At 63.6% G+C, this 18,731-nt stretch carries 18 protein-coding genes; 4 read left to right on the top strand and 14 right to left on the bottom strand.

What is annotated here, in order from left to right; genetic code table 11:
- Nucleotides 1-20: 20 nt before the first annotated feature.
- The 6 genes from NCS00_RS20540 to NCS00_RS20515 form a co-directional block, all read right to left on the bottom strand.
- Entirely contained in the window at nucleotides 21-1,013 is a 993-nt protein-coding gene (locus NCS00_RS20540) for a GlxA family transcriptional regulator (RefSeq protein ID WP_008354182.1), read from the bottom strand.
- Nucleotides 1,014-1,028: 15 nt separating this feature from the next.
- Nucleotides 1,029-1,931, bottom strand: coding sequence for a choline ABC transporter permease subunit (gene choW, locus NCS00_RS20535; RefSeq protein ID WP_008354184.1), 903 nt, complete (start codon nucleotides 1,929-1,931; stop codon nucleotides 1,029-1,031).
- Nucleotides 1,924-3,102, bottom strand: coding sequence for a quaternary amine ABC transporter ATP-binding protein (locus NCS00_RS20530; RefSeq protein WP_008354185.1), 1,179 nt, complete (start codon nucleotides 3,100-3,102; stop codon nucleotides 1,924-1,926). The genes choW and NCS00_RS20530 overlap by 8 nt, the downstream gene beginning before the upstream one ends.
- Before the next feature lie 456 nt (nucleotides 3,103-3,558).
- On the bottom strand, nucleotides 3,559-3,711 hold the full coding sequence (locus NCS00_RS20525; RefSeq protein WP_008354186.1) for a hypothetical protein: 153 nt from the start codon (nucleotides 3,709-3,711) through the stop codon (nucleotides 3,559-3,561).
- Nucleotides 3,712-3,779: 68 nt separating this feature from the next.
- A complete protein-coding gene (locus NCS00_RS20520; RefSeq protein WP_250440850.1) occupies nucleotides 3,780-4,940 on the bottom strand; it encodes a hypothetical protein in 1,161 nt (386 codons plus the stop codon).
- Nucleotides 4,941-5,130: 190 nt separating this feature from the next.
- Nucleotides 5,131-5,814: an MgtC/SapB family protein gene (locus NCS00_RS20515; protein WP_008354188.1), complete on the bottom strand. Its 684-nt coding sequence runs from the start codon at nucleotides 5,812-5,814 to the stop codon at nucleotides 5,131-5,133.
- Nucleotides 5,815-5,938: 124 nt separating this feature from the next.
- Here NCS00_RS20515 and NCS00_RS20510 point away from each other — a divergent pair, with 124 nt between their 5' ends.
- Complete coding sequence (locus NCS00_RS20510; RefSeq protein ID WP_250440849.1) at nucleotides 5,939-7,051, top strand: AGE family epimerase/isomerase; 1,113 nt, start codon at nucleotides 5,939-5,941, stop codon at nucleotides 7,049-7,051.
- Nucleotides 7,052-7,057: 6 nt separating this feature from the next.
- Here NCS00_RS20510 and NCS00_RS20505 read toward each other — a convergent pair whose 3' ends face one another.
- On the bottom strand, nucleotides 7,058-8,599 hold the full coding sequence (locus tag NCS00_RS20505; protein WP_250440848.1) for a methyl-accepting chemotaxis protein: 1,542 nt from the start codon (nucleotides 8,597-8,599) through the stop codon (nucleotides 7,058-7,060).
- A 270-nt stretch (nucleotides 8,600-8,869) separates the two neighbouring features.
- Between NCS00_RS20505 and NCS00_RS20500 the strand changes: the two genes are divergently transcribed.
- Nucleotides 8,870-9,310, top strand: coding sequence for a PaaI family thioesterase (locus NCS00_RS20500; protein WP_008354191.1), 441 nt, complete (start codon nucleotides 8,870-8,872; stop codon nucleotides 9,308-9,310).
- A gap of 72 nt (nucleotides 9,311-9,382) precedes the next feature.
- Here NCS00_RS20500 and NCS00_RS20495 read toward each other — a convergent pair whose 3' ends face one another.
- From NCS00_RS20495 to NCS00_RS20470, 6 genes are read right to left on the bottom strand one after another with little or no spacing between them, the layout of a single operon-like run.
- Nucleotides 9,383-10,231, bottom strand: coding sequence for an ureidoglycolate lyase (locus NCS00_RS20495; protein WP_175982371.1), 849 nt, complete (start codon nucleotides 10,229-10,231; stop codon nucleotides 9,383-9,385).
- Between the two features lie 41 nt (nucleotides 10,232-10,272).
- Nucleotides 10,273-11,016: an SDR family oxidoreductase gene (locus NCS00_RS20490; protein WP_250440847.1), complete on the bottom strand. Its 744-nt coding sequence runs from the start codon at nucleotides 11,014-11,016 to the stop codon at nucleotides 10,273-10,275.
- Between the two features lie 43 nt (nucleotides 11,017-11,059).
- Nucleotides 11,060-11,905, bottom strand: a complete 846-nt coding sequence (locus NCS00_RS20485) for an amidohydrolase family protein (protein WP_175982390.1) — start codon at nucleotides 11,903-11,905, stop codon at nucleotides 11,060-11,062.
- 8 nt (nucleotides 11,906-11,913) lie between these two features.
- On the bottom strand, nucleotides 11,914-12,963 hold the full coding sequence (locus tag NCS00_RS20480) for an aldo/keto reductase (protein WP_250440846.1): 1,050 nt from the start codon (nucleotides 12,961-12,963) through the stop codon (nucleotides 11,914-11,916).
- Nucleotides 12,964-12,998: 35 nt separating this feature from the next.
- Complete coding sequence (locus NCS00_RS20475) at nucleotides 12,999-14,267, bottom strand: UxaA family hydrolase (protein WP_250440845.1); 1,269 nt, start codon at nucleotides 14,265-14,267, stop codon at nucleotides 12,999-13,001.
- A gap of 8 nt (nucleotides 14,268-14,275) precedes the next feature.
- Nucleotides 14,276-14,593 (bottom strand): UxaA family hydrolase, encoded by a 318-nt coding sequence (locus NCS00_RS20470; RefSeq protein WP_175982368.1) that lies wholly within the window; start codon nucleotides 14,591-14,593, stop codon nucleotides 14,276-14,278.
- A gap of 211 nt (nucleotides 14,594-14,804) precedes the next feature.
- On the opposite strand from NCS00_RS20470, the gene NCS00_RS20465 reads away from it, so the two are divergent.
- Both NCS00_RS20465 and NCS00_RS20460 read left to right on the top strand, forming a co-directional pair.
- Nucleotides 14,805-15,602, top strand: coding sequence for an IclR family transcriptional regulator (locus tag NCS00_RS20465; protein WP_372492614.1), 798 nt, complete (start codon nucleotides 14,805-14,807; stop codon nucleotides 15,600-15,602).
- Between the two features lie 93 nt (nucleotides 15,603-15,695).
- Entirely contained in the window at nucleotides 15,696-16,241 is a 546-nt protein-coding gene (locus tag NCS00_RS20460; protein ID WP_008354201.1) for a hypothetical protein, read from the top strand.
- On the opposite strand, the gene NCS00_RS20455 is transcribed toward NCS00_RS20460, so the two are convergent.
- Complete coding sequence (locus NCS00_RS20455) at nucleotides 16,238-18,637, bottom strand: GNAT family N-acetyltransferase (protein ID WP_239295341.1); 2,400 nt, start codon at nucleotides 18,635-18,637, stop codon at nucleotides 16,238-16,240. The genes NCS00_RS20460 and NCS00_RS20455 overlap by 4 nt on opposite strands.
- Nucleotides 18,638-18,731: the final 94 nt, after the last annotated feature.

Below are 18,731 nucleotides of genomic sequence, written 5' to 3'. Positions count from 1 at the left end.
CAAAAAAGAAAAAGAAAAAGTCAGGCCGATAATCGCCGCTCGACGCTCGGCGCATGTCCGAACTGCGCGCGATACGCCTTGCTGAAGTGACACGGCGAATGGAAGCCGCAGATGCTCGTCACGCGCGCGATCGACGCATCGGTGTTGCGCAACAGTTCGCGTGCGCGACGCAATCGCAACGTCAGGTAGTAATGCGTCGGCGATACGTTGAGGAACATCTTGAACATGCGCTGCAAATGCCGCTGCGACAGATGCACGAGCCGCGCGAGTTCTTCGAGCGACAACGGCTCTTCGATGTTCGCCTCCATCAGCCGCACCACTTCGACGAGTTCCGCACGCGAGAAGCCGACGCGCGCATCGACGGGAATGTGCTGATAATCCGTCGATCCGCGAATTCGCTCGACGATGAACTGCTCCGACACCTGCGCCGCATGCGCCTGCCCGAGCCGCATGCCGACGAGATTGAGCATCAGGTCGAGCGGCGCGGTGCCGCCCGTGCACGTCAGGCGGTCGCGGTCGATCACGAAGAGCTCGTCGGCGAAGCGCACATGCGGAAAGCGCTTGTTGACCGGCGACATGTCTTCCCAGTGCAGCGTGCAGCGATAACCATCGAGCAGTTTCGCCGCGAGCAGCGCATACGGCCCGGTGCAGATTCCGCCGAGCGGAATGCCCGCTTCATGCGCGCGCTGCAGAAGACCGATCACCTTGTCGTCGACATAATCGGCGACATGCCAGCCCGCGCAGACGATCAGCACGTCGGGCATGCCGGCTTCGTCGAGCGTCATCGTCGGCTTGATGGTGATGCCGTTGCTCGCACGCGCGGGCTCGCCGTCCGGCGTGATGATCGACCAGCTGTAGTGCTGCGCGCGGCCGACGTAATTGGCCATGCGCAGCACCTCGACCGCGCTCGTGAACGCGATCATCGAGAAGTTCGGCAGCGTGAGAAAGCCGAAGCGCGAAAGACTGGACAACGGTGATTCGGTACCCGCCGGAACGATCGCGTCGCGCTTCATGGGTCGTGTGCCTTGTTAGCCTTGTTGCGCCGCCGGCTCGCGGCGCACTTTCATCACGCTCTTCAGACCGGCGAAGAGCGGGGCGCGTGCCATGCCGGGCGCCCGTCCGAAGCTCTCGGTGATGCGGTCGAGGATGATCGCCAGCAACACCACCGACAAGCCGCTCTCGAAACCAAGCCCGATATCCAGACGCTGAATCGATGCGAGCACGTCGTTGCCGAGACCGCCCGCGCCGACCATCGACGCGATGATGACCATCGACAGCGCCATCATGATCGTCTGGTTCACGCCGGTCATGATCGACGGCAGCGCGTTCGGAATCTGCACCTTGTAGAGCAGCTGGAACGGCGTGCAGCCGAATGCCTGGCCGGCTTCGACGATCTCGCGATTCACCTGCTTGATGCCGAGCGCGGTGAGGCGCACGGCCGGCGGCATCGCGAAGATGACGGTTGCGAGAATCCCCGGCACCCGGCCGAGACCGAACAGCATCGCGGCCGGAATCAGGTAGACGAAGGCGGGCATCGTCTGCATCAGATCGAGCACCGGGCGCACGCCCATTTCGACGTACTTGCTCTTCGACGTCCAGATGCCGAGCGGAATGCCGAGCAGCAAGCTGATGAACGTCGAGGACAGCGTGAGGCCGAGCGTGATGACCATCTGATCCCAGAAGTTCGTCGCGTAGATCAGCAACAGCGACGCGAGGACGAACACGGCGAATCGCCAGCCCACTCGCCACAAGCCGATGCCGACGAAGATCGCCATGAGCGCCCACATCGGAATGGCCTGCAGGCCGTGCTCGACGGCCGCAGCGAATGTTTCGATGACCTTGCCGATGGAGTCGAAGGTCTTAGCGTCGTGATCGAGGAGATAGTGGACGCCGTGGTCCACCCAACTGCCAAGCGGGATGATTTCAGACATGGGAACCTCGATGGTGCGTAAGGACCTTCAGGACATTGGTCTTGTTGATCGAACCGCAGTACGAACCGTCCGCTTCGACGACCGGCAGCGGGGCGGGACTTGCGACCACGCGATTCACGACCTCGTCGAGCGCGACGTGACGCTCGATGCATTCGATCGGATTGATGCGCGGCGCGGCGTTGCCGTTCGCATCACGTCCGACGAAACCGCGGATGCGGCGCTCGGCGTCGAGCACGAACGCGTAGTCGGCGCTGCCGTTGAGCGTCGCCGCGACGCTCGATGCGTCGATTTGCGGCGAATGTTTGATGAGCGGCACGTCGTCGGTCTGCATCAGATCGCCGGCCGTGAGATAGCGGCTCGTGTCGATGCCTTCGAAGAACGCTTCCACGTAGTCGTCCGCGGGATTCGTGATGATTTCCTGCGGCGTGCCGATCTGCACCACGCGGCCGCCTTCCATGATCGCGATGCGCGTGCCGATGCGCATCGCCTCTTCGAGATCGTGCGACACGAACAGGATCGTGCGGCGCTGCTCGCGTTGCAGATCGAGCAGCACGTTCTGCATTTCCTTGCGCTTCAGCGGATCGAGCGCGGAGAACGCTTCGTCCATGATCATCAGCGAAGGATTCACGGCAAGCGCGCGGGCGAGACCCACGCGCTGCTGCATGCCGCCCGATAGTTGCGCAGGTAACTTTTGGGCGAACGGAGCCAGGCCGACCTGCTCCAGCACGGTCATGGCGCGCGCTTCGCGCTCCTTCTTGCCGACGCCCGCGACCTCGAGGCCGAATGCGGCGTTGGAAAGAACCGTGCGCTGCGGCATCAGCGCGAAGGACTGAAACACCATGCTCATGTCCTTGCGCCGCAGGGACGTGAGTTCGGAGCGCGGCACGGCGGCCACGTCGCGGCCATCGATCAGCACCTTGCCCGCCGTCGGCTCGACCAGCCGGTTGATGAGCCGGATCAGCGTGGATTTGCCCGAGCCGGAAAGGCCCATGAGCACGAAAATCTCACCTTCCTTGACGTCAAAGGAGACGTTATGGACGCCGACGATCTGTCCGGTGCGCTTGAAAACCTCTTCCTTCGTCGCACCACCGGCCAGCATGTCCAGCGCCTGTTTGGGACTGTTGCCGAAAACCTTGCACAGTCCTTCGACTACCACCTTGGGGGAATTCATCGAATATCTCCTGGCGTGTGCGGACGTGCGTCCGCGCTGTGCATACATAGTTGCCAGAAAAAAGTCACATCAGCCGACTATTTGCGACAACCACATGTGGAAATACGACACCGGAATAAGCGCGAAAGTGCCAGCGGTCGATCGAATCCTTGCTGGATAAGGGTTTGCGGGAAGCGCAGCGAACGATCTTGCGATTTTCGGCATGTCGCGCATGAACAAGTCGCGAAGCCTTTTTGCGATGCAGGCGGCTTGCGAACCGCGCGTCAGCAATACGAAAGAAAGAAAAGACTGGCGTCGCGCAGGAAGCGCGAAGAAGGATGCGTCCGGCACGAAGCCGAAGCGATGTGGAATTGCTAGAAAAACTACATAAAACGGAAGAACTGGCGGGCGGGTCGTACGGTTCGTGCCGTCGTAAGTTGCTGGTGTTGTGTTTCCCGCGCCGCCGTTAGCTGCGCATTACAGGCGGAAGCCGAAAGCCGTGCCGCGCGCCTTGCGCTGACGCTCGGATTCACGGAAACGCGCTTGATACGAGTAGTCTTTGTCCATCGGCAGGTGGGCCGATTCGAACATCGAAGCAAATTTTTGCAGCAGGGCGAAGAGGTAGCTCATGACTGACTCCGGTTAGTTACAGAGGGTTTTCCCTTAGAGAGGATTATAGGGTTGTCCCTAACCGATTTCTAGTGCAATGCAACATTTCGTGGCAAGAAACTTGGTAGTTTTTCTACATTCTTACCGGTTTGCCGTCTCCTTGAAACGGGGACGGATCTGCGAAGCCCGTACGACGGCATTCCGATCCGAGGACGAGCGGCTGCGCGACACGCCGCCGCAGAACGGCGTGTCGCGCGAATCTGACAGCGGGAATCAGTGCGCCGAGGAAGTGGCGCGATGGTGCGCGTGACGCGTGTGCTTTTCGGCGCGGGATCGGGCGTCGCGGCGCTGATCGGCCGAACCGGTGATGCGTCCGTCAGGTCGGGAGGACGGCGCACGCTGATATTGGCGGAATCGGTATCGAAGAGCGACGCGAGCGTCGCCTGCTGGTTGAGCATCAGTTGCTCGGTGCGGTCCTGCTGCAGCTTGCTATCGTGGTTCATGCGCAGCAGTACAGCGGTTTGCGCGATGCCCGTCGCCACCGTGACGAGCACCACGCAGACGATGATCGTCAGCATCGTCTTCATGCGGCGCGCGTGGGCGGCCGTCGAAGTGCGCTGCTCCGCGATCACCGCATAGAGCGCGTCGATGGTGTCCGCGAACGCCGTGGCGCGGGCGCGATCGAGTTCGGGCGCGGCGGCATCGCGGATGCCGGGCTGCGCGAACGGCGCCGCTTCGTTGCGGTCGCCGCGAGCCCCGCGATCGCGGGCGATGAGCGCTGAAGCGAGCGCGGCGAGCGATGGCGCCGCATTCTCCGGCGCAACCGACGTGCTGATGCTCGCCGATCGCGTCGTCACCGCGGCCATCGCGCCGGTTCTCGCGGCTGGTTGGCTCGCGTCCGGCGGCGGCGCATCGATTTGAGGCAAATCGTCCCCGAAGAGGCCCTGCTCCGGCGCAACCGATGTCACGCCGCCACGCGCCGCCCGTTTCCCGACGACGGATTCCGGCGCGTTCCCGCCATTCGATTGCACGGCCGCGAGAAACACTTCTGGCAGTTCGAAACCTTCGAACGTGCCTTGGCGGATATCGGTGTTCATCGCCTGAAGTTGCGCGCGCTCGGCGTCTTCGGCGAACAGATCGAGCGTTTCGCCCGCACGCGCGCCTTCGCTCAGTTGTGCGAGACGCTGCGCGGAACGTGCGGCGCGAGCGAGTTTCTTTTCCGTGTCGGCGCTGGTCTGCGGCGCCCGCATCTCATGCTTTTGCGTTGCGCGCCGGCGGCGGGACGAGGCGTCGGCGTCTCTCTTTACTGCGGAATCTGACATAGGTTCGAAAGGCGGCTGCCCGAACCGGCGTGCAAGGCGCACCGGCGCATCGGCGATTATTTCGAGAGGCCGCATTGTCGCATGGCTGCGCGTGCAAACCCGCATCCCGAAGGCGATTTCAGGCGGCATCGTCCTCACGAAACTCGCGCACGACGTCGAGTTGACGCAAACGATCGCAAATCGCGCGATATTCCACCGCAGATGCACGCGACAGTTCGACTCGCACCTCGTCGAGATCGGGCGAATCATCGCTTTGCTGCACGACGAACTGCTTCACGCGCACGCTGCCGGGCCCGAGCGCCTCGTGCAGCGCATGAAAACTGAGCGCGCCGCGATCGACGAGCATCGTCAGTTGACGGCGCTGCTTCACGCTGATGAAGCGGCGTTCGAGCGGCTTGATCCCCGCCAGAATGATGAGGATGATCGCCGTCGCCGCGATCGACGCCGTATAGAGCCCGCCGCCGACCGCGAGGCCAATGGCCGCGACCGACCAGAGGCTCGCCGCGGTCGTCAGGCCGCGCACGATCTCGCCGCGCAGCAGAATCGAGCCCGCGCCGAGAAAGCCGATGCCCGACACGACCTGCGCCGCGACCCGCGACGGATCGAGCACGACGTGGTCGTACTTCAGCGCATCCTCGAAACCGTAAGCCGACACGATCATGATGAGCGCCGAGCCGACGCACACGAGCATGTGCGTGCGCAGTCCCGCCGCCCACGAAAGCCGCTCGCGCTCGAAGCCGATCACGCTGCCGAGCGCCGCGGCCATCATGAGCCGCGACACGAGTTCGATATTTCCTATCATGTTCTCGTCCTCCTCTCGGTGAGTCGCCCGCGAATGCGTCGCGCTGCGGGCCGGTTTTGCTATCCTTTCCCGTTGCGTAGGCGCCTCACGGCCGCGCATCCCCCGAAACAATAAGAGTCGTCCTATGCAGGATCAGCAACCAAACGCATCGCCGGCGATGCAATCGGCGAACCCGGAATCCGCCGCGCCATTGCGCGCGCATTACGCGAACATCGTGCTGCCCATCTGGCGCGGTCCGGGCTTCAACGCGGCGCTCGGCCTCGCCTATGAAGCCGTCGCGCCGGGGGATCACGCGCCGCTGGCGCCGAAGCGCTATCGGGCGATGGCCTGCGCGCGCCAGCTCTTCGTGTTCTCGGAAGCCGGCGATCTCGCGCACGCCGCGACGCTGTTCGAATCGCTACGTCACTATTTTCAGGACAAACGCAACGGCGGATGGTTCTACAGCGTGGACGCGAGCGGCGCGCCGCTGGAGCGTCAAAAGGATCTTTACACGCATGCGTTCGTCGTTTTTGCGTGCGCGCATTACGCGAAGAAAAGCGGTTCCGCCGATGCTTTCACGCTGCTCGATGAAACGTCGCGGCTCGTCGAGGCGCGCTTTTCGAGCGGCGGCGATCTGCTGAACGCGGTGCTTGCCGAGGATTTCGGCGCGACCATCGAGACGCCGCTGCAAAATCCGCTGATGCATCTCGCCGAAGCGTGGCTCGCGGCGCGCGAAGCGACCGGCGAGCCCGCCTACGACAAGCGTCTCGCGCAGCTCGCGAAATCCGTCGCGGATGCGTTCGTGCACGAGCCGAGCGGCTCGATCGCCGAATTGCCGATGGGCACGGCGGGCAACCGGCTGGAGCCGGGCCATCAGTTCGAGTGGTATTTTCTGGCGCTGGGCAGCGGTCACGCCGCATTCGAAGCGGCGGGGCTGAACGAACGGCTCACGCGCGCGTTCGACTTCGCGCAGCGGCACGGCGTGGACGAGCAGACGGGCGGCGTTCATGCCGCCATCGACGAAACCGGGCGCGTGATCGACGGGACGCAGCGCATCTGGGCGCAGACGGAATATCTGCGCGCGCTGGCGACGCGCGGCGACGCCGTCGGTCCGCAAACCGAGCGGTTTCGCGCGCGCTTCCTGCACGAAACCGGCTGGGTGGAATGCCGCTCGGCGACGGGCGAGATCAGCCGCGCCGAGATGCCGTCGACGACGCCGTATCACCTCGCGACGTCGTACGCGGCCTTGCCTCTTTAAGCGAACTCAGACGAGCTGAAACACCGAAACCGCAGCCTTCAGTTGCCGCGTCTGCTCATGCAGCGACGACGCGGCAGCCGCAGCCTGCTCGACGAGCGCCGCGTTCTGCTGCGTCATCTCGTCCATCTGCGTGACCGCCTGATTCACTTGCTCGATGCCCACGCTCTGCTCGAGCGACGACGCGCTGATCTCCGCCATCATCTGCGTGACGCGTGAAATCGACGCCGACACTTCGCGCATCGCCGTGCCCGCGCGCTCGACGAGCACCGAGCCGTCGCTCACTTGCGCGACCGACTCGCCGATCAGTTCCTTGATTTCCTTCGCCGATTGCGCCGAACGCTGCGCGAGACCGCGCACTTCGCCCGCGACGACCGCAAATCCACGGCCCTGCTCGCCCGCGCGCGCCGCTTCGACAGCCGCGTTCAACGCGAGGATGTTGGTCTGGAACGCGATGCCGTCGATGACCGAGATGATTTCCGCGATCTTGTCCGAGCTCGACGCAATGCCACGCATCTTCTCGACGACATCGTCGACCACGCTCGCGCCGCGCGACGTCGCGTTGAGCGCTTCGCCCGCGAGCGTGTTGGCCTCGCGCGCGTGCTCGGCGTTCTGGCGCACCGTCGCGGTCAGCTCTTCCATGCTCGATGCGGTTTCTTCGAGCGACGCCGCCTGATTCTCTGTGCGCGCGGACAAATCCGCGTTGCCACTCGCGATTTCATCGGCGCCGAGGTTGATCGAATCCGACGTTGCGCGCACCGTTTTCACCGTGTTCGCGACGCTTGCCTGCATCGTCGCGAGGCCCGCGAACAGACGGCCGATTTCGTTCGTGCCGCGATCTTCGATACGCTCGTCGAGACGGCCGTTCGCGATGCGCTCGAAATGGCGGCCCGCTTGTTCCAGCGGCTCGATCACGGCACGGCGCAGCGCGACGTGCACGAGCGCGATGCCCGCGACCAGCGTCACCAGAATCGCGATGCCGACCGCGCGGAACCACGCGTAGCGCGTGTCGATCGACGACAGATAGCCGCGGCCCGCTTCATCGCCGAAATCGACGAACTTCTGCTGTTCCGCGAGATAGCGATCCTGGAAGCCTTGCGTCGGCTGGTCGAGGAACGCCTGGAGATTGCCCGCGTCGAGATACTGCACGAGCTCGCTCAGCGCCTTCGAATACTCCGCGTATTTGGCCTGCAGCGCGCTCATGCGCGCCGTGTTTTCATCGCCGGTCTTCGGCGCGTTCAGGAACGCCGTGAACGACTTGTCCGCCGCCGCGATCTGCTCGCGCGCGTGCTGGACGATTTCCGTCGGCTCGGTTCCGCCGCGCACCATGCGCGTGCCCGCGCGCGACAGGTTGATGCGCGCATCCATCAGATGCTGGGTGGTCTTGTTGACCGCGTTGACCTGCTTGAGCGCGATGTTGGACAGACTGCCGACATCGTCATGCGTGCGCGACAGGGACCAGAAACCGAGCCCTTCGGTCACCAGTTGAAAGAGACAGAACACCACCAGAACGGCGAGCAAACCCGATGAAACCTTGATCTTTCCGAACATCACTAGCACCCACACTTTCCGAATTAAGGCCCGCCGATGCGGGGACACTGCGGGTTTACGGCAGTCGGCGACAAAGCTTGAATCGTTTGCCGCAGCGGCTTGTCTATGCGAATGCAGGGAACGCGCCGCTTCGGCGAATCGTCATCGGAGAGCGCGCGTGCCGCCCGAAACGCACCATTGCACAATTTTTGCGTGACTTCCTTGCAGTGCGCGCGATCGCTTCCTATTGTCTTTGCAGGACGGCACCGAACCCACCCAAGGAGTGTCCGAATGGCCGAAATTGTCGATATCGCGCGCGGTGCGCTTAATGCGCAACCGTTCAGCGCCCTGCTCGGAACAAAACTGATGCAGGTCGATTCAGCGAGTCTCACGCTGTGTCTGACGATCAGGGACGAGCTAAGGCAACAACACGGCTTCGTACACGGCGGGGTGGTGAGCTATCTCGTGGACAACGCCCTGACCTTCGCGGGCGCGCTGCGGCTCGGGCCGAAGGTCGTCACCGGCGAATACAAGATCAACTATCTGCGCCCGGCCGTCTCCGGAACGCTGATGGCGCGTGCTCGCGTCGTCCATGCCGGCATGACGCAGGCAACCTGCCAGTGCGACGTGTTCGTCACCGATGGCGGCGCCGAGCGGCTCGTCGCGGTCGCGCAGGGCACGATCACGCGCATCTCCGAAGGCGTTGCGGCGGAGCCGGTCTATCACGCCTGAACTTTTCCAATCCCGTCGTCCGAAACGAAAAACCTCGCCGCGGCGAGGTTTTTTGTCGTTGCTGCGGGCCGATTACTGCGCCGCGACGGTCTTCTGCGTCTGCTCGCCGAGACCCTGAATGCCGAGCTTCATCGTCTGGCCGGCCTTCAGGAAGACCGGGTTCGGCTTCACGCCCATGCCGACGCCCGGCGGCGTGCCCGTCGAGATGACATCGCCCGGCTGCAGGCTCATCACCTTCGACAGATACGCGACCAGTTGCGCGACCGTGAAGACCATGGTCTTCGTGTTGCCGTTCTGATAGCGTTTGCCGTCGACTTCGAGCCACAGATCGAGCTTCTGCGGATCGGCGACTTCGTCCTTCGTGACGAGCCACGGACCGATCGGGCCGAACGTGTCGAAGCCCTTGCCCTTGTCCCATTGCGTGCCGTGTTCGAGCTGCCATTCGCGCTCGGAAACGTCGTTGATCACGCAATAGCCCGCGACGTAATCGAGCGCGTTGGCTTCATCGACATACTTCGCTTCCTTGCCGATGACCACGCCGAGCTCGACTTCCCAATCGGTCTTCACCGAGTTGCGCGGGATTTCGACGTCGTCGTTCGGGCCGCAGATCGCGCTCGTCCATTTGTTGAAGATGACCGGCTCGGTCGGCACCGGCAGATTCGATTCGGCGGCGTGATCCGCGTAGTTCAGGCCGATGCACACGAACTTGCCGACGCGCCCCACGCACGGTCCGATGCGCGGATTGCCGTCGACGACCGGCAGCGTCGCCGGATCGGTCGCGCGCAATTTGGCCAGGCCCGCTTCGGTCAGCGTCGCGCCGGCGATGTCATCGACGACCTTCGACAAGTCGCGAATCTGGCCTTCGGCGTCCAAGAGACCCGGTTTTTCCTGACCCTTGGGGCCGTAACGAAGCAGTTTCATCTGATGTGATCCTCCTGGTTCCAAATAACGTGAGCGGTCGGTCAGTTCGACCAGCCGCCGTCGATGATGTGAATCTGTCCCGTCGTGAACGACGATTCGTCCGAGCCGAGATAAAGCGCGAGCGCCGCGATTTCTTCGGCGCGGCCGACGCGTCCCATCGGCTGGCGCGCGACGAACGCGGCCTGCACCTGATCGACGCTCGCGCCCTGCGCCTTCGCCTGCTCCGCGATGCGGTCCTTGAGCGACGGCGATTCCACCGTGCCCGGACAGATCGCGTTGCAGCGAATGCCGCGCGTGACGAAATCGGCGGCGACGGATTTCGTGAGGCCGATCACCGCCGCCTTCGACGCGCCGTACACGAAGCGGTTCGGCACGCCCTTCACGCTCGATGCCGCCGACGACATGTTGATGATCGAGCCGCCGCCTTTTTCCAGCATCTTCGGCAGGAACGCGCGAATCGTCCGATACATCGCCTTCGCGTTCAGATCGAAGGCGAAGTCCCAGTCTTCCTCGCTCGCCTCCAGAATCGAGCCGGCGTGCACATAGCCCGCGCAGTTGAAGAGCACGTCGATCGCGCCGATCTCGCCGGCCAGCGCGTTGATCGCCTGCGGGTCGCGCACATCGAGCTTGCGCACTTCGAAGGGCTTGCCTTCGAGCGATTCCGTGCGGATGTCGGTGGCGATCACCCGCGCGCCCTGTGCCGCGAACAGTTCGGCGGTCGCGAGCCCGATGCCTTGCCCCGCCGCCGTGATCAGCGCGGTCTTGCCTGCCAGTCTTTGTACCATCTACTGCTCCAGTCGGAAGTGTTTTTGAGACATGCCGGGTATATCAGCCGTTTCTTAGGCGATAGAAGGCGCGGGCGTTCGCGCCGAAAATCGCGTCCTGCTGCGCCTTTTCGAGATGTGACGTGAGATTGCGCGCCGTGTCGTGCCACGCCGCGTAGCTGCCATTCATGTCGAGCACGGGCCAGTCGCTACCCCACATCAGCCGTGCATATCCGAAATGTTCGAGCAGATGCGCGACGTAGGGTTTCAGCGTTTCGTCGGTCCAGTTCGGGTTCGCTTCGGTCGCGAGTCCGGACAATTTGCAATGCAGCTTTTGCGGCAGTTTCGCGAGTTGCGCGATGCCATCGGCCCACGGTTGCCAGCCCACGTCGATGCCGTCGCGGATCGGCGGCTTCGCGCCATGATCCACGACGATTCTTAGTTCTGGATATCGCTCGACGAACTTCACGAGCGACGGCACATGCCGCGCGAAGATCAGCGCGTCGAAGGCGAGATCGAGATCGATCAGACGCTCGATCGCGTCCTTGCGCGGCGCGTGCTCGATCCACGTATCGTCGGGCAAGTCCTGAAGCATCGGGCGCACGGCCTTGAACTTCGGCTCGCGCGCGAGTTCGTCGATGATCGCCGCGGCATCGGCCGAATCGAGCGGCACCCAGCCGACGACGCCCGCGATCGAATCGTCGCTGCGCGCGAGATCGAGCAGATAGCGCGTTTCGTCGACCGTCGGCGCGGCCTGCACGACAACCGTTTTCTGAACGCCGGCCGCCTTGCGCAGCGGCGCGAGATCGTCGGGACCGAACACGCGATACAGCGGCTTCATGTCGGGCGTGAGCCAGCCATAGTCGCCGCGCGCGGGATCCCAATAGTGTTGATGCGCGTCGATGTTCACATTCGATGTCATCGCGGCACCGGTGCATTCGCATGAAGCAGACCTTCCGCGCGCAACGCGTCCCACAGCGCGGACGGAACCGGCGTCGCGAACGATGCAGCGTTCTCGCGCACTTCGACCGGCGTGCGCGCGCCCATCAGAACCGTGGCCACAACTTTATGCGCATAAGGAAACTGGATGGCCGCCGTCGACAGCGCAACGCCATGCGCGCGACATACGCGTTCCAGCTTGCCGACGCGCTCGACGACGTCCTTCGGCGCATCGCCGTAATTGAACTTGAGATCGCCATGCGCGTTGGCATCGAGACCACGCGCGAGAATGCCCGAGTTGAACGCGCCACCCAGCAAAATACTCACGCCGCGCTTCTCGCATTCGGGCAATAAATCATCGAGCGTGTTTTGCTCGAGCAGTGTGTAGCGGCCGGCGAGCAGCGCACAGTCGATGTCGAATTCGGCCATCGCTTCCATCACTGCCGCGCCTTCATTCACGCCGAGGCCGACCGCTTTCACGCCGCGCGATTGCTTCAATTCTTCGAGCGCGCGGAAGCCGCCTGCATCGGTCAGTTGCTTCCAGTAGTGCGCGTTCTTGTCGCCGTGCGTCACGCGGCCGATATCGTGGATCAGCACGATATCGATATCGGTCATGCCGAGCCGCATCTGACTGTCTTCGAATGAACGAAGAATGCCGTCGTAGGTGTAGTCGTAAATCGCCTGAAACGGCAGCGGCGCGGCCCAGCCTTCGCTGCCGTCGTCGGGCGTCGTGCGCGGCACGAAGCGGCGGCCGACTTTCGTCGACAGCACGAAATCGCCGCGCGGATAACGCCGCAATGCATCGCCGAGCCGATGCTCCGCTTTCGTGTGGCCGTAGTGCGGCGCCGTGTCGAAGAAGCGGATGCCCGCCTGCCACGCGGCATCGACGGTCGCGCGCGCCTCGTCTTCCGTCAGCTCGTGATACAGACCGCCGAGCGGCGCGGTGCCGAGCGACAACGCGGTGACTTCCAGCGACGTGCGGCCAATCCTGCGTCGACGTGAAACTGCCTCTTGCGCTTCTGCGGTCATCTGCAAACCCCGAATGATTTTAGAGATGGCGAAACTCAAGCCGCCACAGTAACGCGTCGCGCGGCGCTCGGCAAACACGCGGGGCCGACCGGCTCGAAGGTTTTGTAAGTCAGGATGAACTCCTGATGCCCGAGCGCCTCCGACTTCGACGCCGCGCCCGCCGCCACCGCAACGGTCACGTCGACGATCTCGCGGCCCACCTCGTCGAGCGTCGCGTGGCCCTCGAGGATGCGGCCCGCGTCGACGTCCATGTCGCCGGACAGATTGCGATACGTCGACGGATTCGCGCAGACCTTGATGACGGGCGATATCGCCGAGCCGACGACCGAGCCGCGCCCCGTCGTGAAGAGAATGACGTGGCAGCCGCACGCAATCAGCTCGCCGATCTCCGCGTTGTCGCTGATATTCGGAAAGCCGAAGCGCGGCTCGCCATCGGGCACGACATCGAGCAGATAGAGACCGCCGGTCGGCGGAATATCGCCCGGCTTGATGATGCCGACGATCGGCGACGCCCCGCTCTTCGAATATGCGCCGAGCGATTTCTCTTCCTGCGTCGTCAGTCCGCCGTCCGCGTTGCCGACCGAGAACGAGCCGTGGCCCATCGTCGTGTAATAGCGCGCGGCCTTTTGCACGCATTCGACGATGGCATCGCCCAGTTCGGCCCGCGCCGCGCGCCGTTTCATGTGGAATTCGCAGCCGACCAACTCGCCCGTTTCCTCGAAGATGCACGACGCGCCCTGATCGATGAAAGCATCGAACGCGCGCCCCACGGCCGGATTCGCCGTGATGCCGCTGGTGCCGTCCGAGCCGCCGCAGATCGTCCCGACGATCAGTTCGTCGAGCGCCATCGGCACTTTCTGTTGAGCCGCGAGCGTCGCGCGCGCCTCGCGCACCCAGTCGAGACCGTTCTGGATCGTGCTGCGCGTGCCGCCTTTTTCCTGAATCGTGAGCACGGCGGCGGGACGGCCGCTCGCGCGCACGACATCGGCGAGATAGTGCTTGTTCATGCTCTCGCAGCCGAGCGACACGAACAGCACCGCACCGACGTTCGGATGCGTGCAGATGCGCTCCAGCATCTTTTCGGCGTAGCTATTGGGATAGCAGCCCGGAAAGCCGATCAGATGCACGGGCGGTTCGACTTGCGGATCGAAGGAATCGAAATCATCGAAAGATGGACGGAAGTGCGCGACGATCTCGCGCGCAACGTGATGCGCGCATTCGACGAGATACGCCACCGCGACGACATTGCGGATGCCTTTGCGGCCATCCGCCCGGAGATAGCCCTGCAGTGCGGAAGTGTCCATGGAAGTGTTCAGTGCTGCACGTAGGCGTGTGCGGCGTCGTGCGTGTAAGTGGGTAGGTAGTCGCTTTCCAGGTTGTGCGTATGCAGATGCTCGCCGCGCGCGACATCGACGCTTACGTGGCCGATGATCGCGCCATAACGCAGTACCTTTTCGTCCTTCGACAACGCGCGCCGCGCGATCTTGTGCGCAAGCTCGATGGTCGTCACGAGCGTGACAGACTCGCCTTCGATCATCAGCGTCTCGCCAGCGGGCAGGCGCGCGGCGGCGATCAGGCAGTTGTCTTCCGGACTGAGAAGAATCAGGCGCGGGTCGGTGGTTTCTTGCATCGTCGATCTCAGAAGGAGGATTGCGCCGAACGTCCAAAGCAAGTCGCCGCGGGAAAACGTGGATGCAACGATTCATCAGTGAACGTAATATTCATAGACGCACCAGTCGAAGTCAACAATGACGCAACCCGGATCGATCAGTGATTTCCCTAGCCGGCGCATGCGAATGGGATCGCGCTCCCTGACGGAAGGCTTAAACTCGCGCGAATTCATGAACCAACTCAGACAGCACATGGACGTGGAAGACAACGACGCCGATCGTTATCGCGCGCCCGCGCTCGATAAAGGGCTCGATATTCTCGAATTGCTTTCGGAACAAAAGTCGGGCCTCACGCGTGCGGAAATCACGAAGATGCTCGGGCGCAACGCGAGTGAGATGTATCGGATGCTGGAGCGGCTGGTCGCGCGGCAGTACGTTGTGCGCTCGCCTGAAGGCGATCGTTATTCGTTGAGCCTGAAGCTGTATGCGCTCGCGCATCGGCATCCGCCGATGAATCGGCTCATCGCCGAGGCGCTTCCGGCGATGCAGCGATTCGCAGATGCAGCCGAGCAATCCGTGCATCTCGTCGTCTACGATCGCGGAAATTTGCTCGTCATCGCGCAAGTGGACGGTCCCGGCACGTGGGGCATTTCAGTGCGGCTCGGCTCGCGCGTCGGGTTGATCGACACGGGCTCCGGCCGCGTCATGCTCGCGTTTCAGACCGACGAACAGCGCGAACACATGCTCGCCGAGCATACGAAGGTCAAAGGCGAACTCGCGGTCGATCGCGCCGTGCTCGACGCCGACTACCGGCAAGTTCGCGAACTCGGCTATTCGCAAAAGGATAGCCAGCAGACTTTCGGCGTGACGGACGTGACGTATCCGCTGCTCGGGCCGTCCGGCCAGGCGATCGCCGCTCTCACCTGCCCGTACCTGCGGCGCATCGACGATTACGTGGCGCCGTCGATCGAAGACGTCACGTCCTTGCTGAAAAATGCAGCCGCGTCGCTTTCGATGACGCACGACTGAATGGCGCACGCTTCGCGCGTTAGAATGGCGGCCCTCTCAAAAAGACGGCGCGCCGCGATGGCGTGCCGCCGTATCCAATCCGACGCATTCCCGATGGCGAAACTCCTTTCCGACTCCGAATTCCTCCGCTTCACCGAACTGCAGCAAAAACAGGCGAACTTCACGATCACATCCGAAGAAGCCGACGAACTGCGCGAGATTGTCGCCCGCGCGCAAAAGAAACGCGACGATCGCGCGGCCGCGATGCAGGCGATCGAAACGTATATCGCGCAGTTCGACATCACGCCCGACGAGCTTTTTTCGGCCGAGCAGATCGGCGATGCGGCACGGACATTCGGCCTGATTCCCGCCGCGAAGAAGGAGCGCACGCTGCCGCCGCAACTGACGTACAACGGCAAGCCGTATCAGTGGACGTCGCGCGCGCTGCCCGACGACATTCGCGTGCCGCTCTTCGATGCGTTCACTTCGGGGCAATCGGTGAAGCCGTTCATCGCGACGTTGAAGGACACGTCGCGCTGCGCGTTGACAATCGCGCGCCTCGAAAAGGAAACGGGCAGTTTGTACGCCGAAGCATTGCTCGACGAGCTTTCGCTGTCGCGCGCCCAGATCGACGACGCGCTCGCCAAATTCGCGGCTTAATCGCCGCGCGGCTGTGACGGCGCATCGCACAGCCGCATCCTGAAACCGACGACGCCCGGGTCGTCGGTCTTCGTCACTTCGAAGCCGGTGTTGCGTGCGAGCGCGATCATGCCGGCGTTCTCGCGCAACGCCTCGCCGACCATCCAGCGGGTGCCGCGCTGTCTCGCGTAGTCGATGATGCGCGACAGCAGCAGCGAGCCCAATCCCCTGCCCTTCATATCCGAGCGCGCGGCGACGGCGAATTCCGCGGTCTCGTTGTCAGGATCGGCGATCGCGCGCGCGACACCGAGCGTCTCGCCCGTGCCGTCACCGTTCGCTCGCGTGACGATCAGCGCCATTTCGCGGTCGTAGTCGATTTGCGTCATGCGCGCGAGTTGCGAATGATCGAAGTTACGGACAGCGCCAAAGAAGCGCAGGCGCAAATCCTCGGCGGTATTGGCCGCGACGAACGCCGCGTGCGCTTCTTCGTCTTCGGGACGAATCGGCCTCACGGTGACGCGCATGCCGCGCCAGTCGAGCGTCTCTTCGAGGCAGCGTGGATACGGCACGATCGCCAGCGGCTTGCGATGCGCGCCAAGCGTGAGTTGCGGTTCGTGAACGGCGACTGAATCGCGCGTCACGCGCAACGTGAGACGCAGCGCAACGATTTCTTCGATATAGCAAACGAGTTGCGATAACGCCGTCAGCGCATTGAGCAGCGACTCGGCGGGCAGTTCGCGCGAACGCGGCGAGCGCATGACGAGATCGCGCGAAAGCACGGGATTGAGCGGCGGCAACGCAAACTCGTGAAGTGCGTCGGCAAGGCCGAGCGCGCCTTCGGCCTTGAATTCGAATACCGGACCGAACACGCGATGGTTGAGCAGGCGCGTCTGAATTTCGACGGCATCGCTCGTAAGCGAGTCGGGCGGCCCCGGTTTCACCGAGATGCCGAAACGAGCGAATACGCGCGCCGCACGTTCGCCATTCAATTCGGCGATGCCGTTTGCGAGCGCCGTGCGAATCTCGTTGTGCGCGGCGTCGATGTCTTCGGGAATATTCGCGGGGAGGCCGTCGGGCGTTTGCATCAAGAGTTCGCGGCCCTGCCGGAAATCGACGAGCCGGGCAAAACCGCGCGCCAGCCGATGCGGCGTCGTGTGCACGGGAATGCCGTTCGCGTGCAACTCGTCGCGCGTGGCGGCATCGACACAGCCGAAAAAGCACGCGAGCAATCCGCGATAAGCGTGACGTCGCTCGGCAATCAACGTGCGGGCGACTTCGGCGACGGGCGCGCTATGCGTCGGCGCATGCACGACGAACACTGTGCCGGTCTCGCGATGCGATGCGAGCGCTTCGAGCGCCGCGCCGAAATCCGCGGGCGTGGCGTCGTCGCCGAGAAGAAGAGGATTGCCCGCGCGAGCGCGAGGCAGCGCGGCGGCGACGGCGTCGCGCGCGGCGATCGGCCATTGCGCGAGGTCGTCGCCGGCTGCGCCAAAGGCGTCCTGGGCAAGTGCTGCGACGCCGCGGTCGCTTGTGATGACAGTTGCGACATCGCTTGTCGCGACGCGGCCGATGCCCAAGGTCTCAATCTCATCGAGCAGATCATCGAGCGAATCGACGCGGACGAGTCCGGCACGGCGGAAGGCCGCGCCGTAGAGGCGGTCGAAAGGGTCATCGCGACCCGTGCGCAGCACGAGCACCGGTTTGTTTCGCGCGGCGGCGCGCGCGGCGGACATGAATTTGCGCGCCGACCGAACCGTTTCGATGGCGAGCAGAATCGCACGCGTCGATGCATCGCTTGCAAGGAAATCGAGGATGTCGCCGGAATCGACGTCGGCTTCATCCCCGAGCGCGACGATTCGCGAGAAGCCGAGTCCGCGAGCACGCGCCCATCCCAGTACGCCGTTCGTCAGCGCGTTCGATCCCGACACCCACGCGACGCCGCCCGACTTGACACTGCATGCGGGGGCGCCGAGACATGCGCCGATTGCCGGCGTGACGACGCCGAGACTGGCAGGTCCGATCACGCGCACGAGAAAAGGCCGGGCGGCGGCGAGCGTACGAACGGTCCATTCGTCGGCGTCCGCTGCGGAAGACTCTCCGCGTTGCTTCGCTTCGCCGACGATCACGACGGCTTTCGTTCCGCGTCGGCCGAGGCGCTCGATGAGGTCCGGCCAAGTGTGCGGTCGCGTGCAAATCACGGCAACGTTCGGCGCTTCCGGTAACGCGTCGACGTCGCGGTACACGGTTTCGCCGGTCAGCGAGTCGTATTTTGGATTGACTGGCCAAAGAGAACCTGTGAAGCCAGCGCATTGCACACGCGCCCAGACCATCTCGCCGATGCTGCCCGCACGCGAGGAAGCGCCGACGACAGCGATCGACTTCGGCGCGAACAGGGTGTCCAGGTTGCGAACAGTCATGGAGGCTCCGGCGTAGGCGCAGTTGTGTCAGCGCCTAGGATAGGCGATTTCGTTTTGCAGGTGATGACTGGCGTCCAGGCCACCGAGGGAGTGC

The organism is Caballeronia sp. AZ1_KS37 (assembly GCF_023631165.1).
GTDB lineage: Bacteria > Pseudomonadota > Gammaproteobacteria > Burkholderiales > Burkholderiaceae > Caballeronia > Caballeronia zhejiangensis.
The sequence above is the reverse complement of the archived record's forward strand: the minus strand, read 5'-3'. Positions and strand labels throughout refer to the sequence as shown.

What these genes read in the sequence shown, in the direction of transcription:
- NCS00_RS20540 (WP_008354182.1), bottom strand. Translation starts at nt 1,013, where the DNA reads ATGAAGCGCGACGCGATCGTTCCGGCGGGTACCGAATCACCGTTGTCC.
- choW (WP_008354184.1), bottom strand. Translation starts at nt 1,931, where the DNA reads ATGTCTGAAATCATCCCGCTTGGCAGTTGGGTGGACCACGGCGTCCAC.
- NCS00_RS20530 (WP_008354185.1), bottom strand. Translation starts at nt 3,102, where the DNA reads ATGAATTCCCCCAAGGTGGTAGTCGAAGGACTGTGCAAGGTTTTCGGC.
- NCS00_RS20525 (WP_008354186.1), bottom strand. Translation starts at nt 3,711, where the DNA reads ATGAGCTACCTCTTCGCCCTGCTGCAAAAATTTGCTTCGATGTTCGAA.
- NCS00_RS20520 (WP_250440850.1), bottom strand. Translation starts at nt 4,940, where the DNA reads ATGCGGGCGCCGCAGACCAGCGCCGACACGGAAAAGAAACTCGCTCGC.
- NCS00_RS20515 (WP_008354188.1), bottom strand. Translation starts at nt 5,814, where the DNA reads ATGATAGGAAATATCGAACTCGTGTCGCGGCTCATGATGGCCGCGGCG.
- NCS00_RS20510 (WP_250440849.1), top strand. Translation starts at nt 5,939, where the DNA reads ATGCAGGATCAGCAACCAAACGCATCGCCGGCGATGCAATCGGCGAAC.
- NCS00_RS20505 (WP_250440848.1), bottom strand. Translation starts at nt 8,599, where the DNA reads ATGTTCGGAAAGATCAAGGTTTCATCGGGTTTGCTCGCCGTTCTGGTG.
- NCS00_RS20500 (WP_008354191.1), top strand. Translation starts at nt 8,870, where the DNA reads ATGGCCGAAATTGTCGATATCGCGCGCGGTGCGCTTAATGCGCAACCG.
- NCS00_RS20495 (WP_175982371.1), bottom strand. Translation starts at nt 10,231, where the DNA reads ATGAAACTGCTTCGTTACGGCCCCAAGGGTCAGGAAAAACCGGGTCTC.
- NCS00_RS20490 (WP_250440847.1), bottom strand. Translation starts at nt 11,016, where the DNA reads ATGGTACAAAGACTGGCAGGCAAGACCGCGCTGATCACGGCGGCGGGG.
- NCS00_RS20480 (WP_250440846.1), bottom strand. Translation starts at nt 12,963, where the DNA reads ATGACCGCAGAAGCGCAAGAGGCAGTTTCACGTCGACGCAGGATTGGC.
- NCS00_RS20475 (WP_250440845.1), bottom strand. Translation starts at nt 14,267, where the DNA reads ATGGACACTTCCGCACTGCAGGGCTATCTCCGGGCGGATGGCCGCAAA.
- NCS00_RS20470 (WP_175982368.1), bottom strand. Translation starts at nt 14,593, where the DNA reads ATGCAAGAAACCACCGACCCGCGCCTGATTCTTCTCAGTCCGGAAGAC.
- NCS00_RS20465 (WP_372492614.1), top strand. Translation starts at nt 14,805, where the DNA reads ATGAACCAACTCAGACAGCACATGGACGTGGAAGACAACGACGCCGAT.
- NCS00_RS20460 (WP_008354201.1), top strand. Translation starts at nt 15,696, where the DNA reads ATGGCGAAACTCCTTTCCGACTCCGAATTCCTCCGCTTCACCGAACTG.
- NCS00_RS20455 (WP_239295341.1), bottom strand. Translation starts at nt 18,637, where the DNA reads ATGACTGTTCGCAACCTGGACACCCTGTTCGCGCCGAAGTCGATCGCT.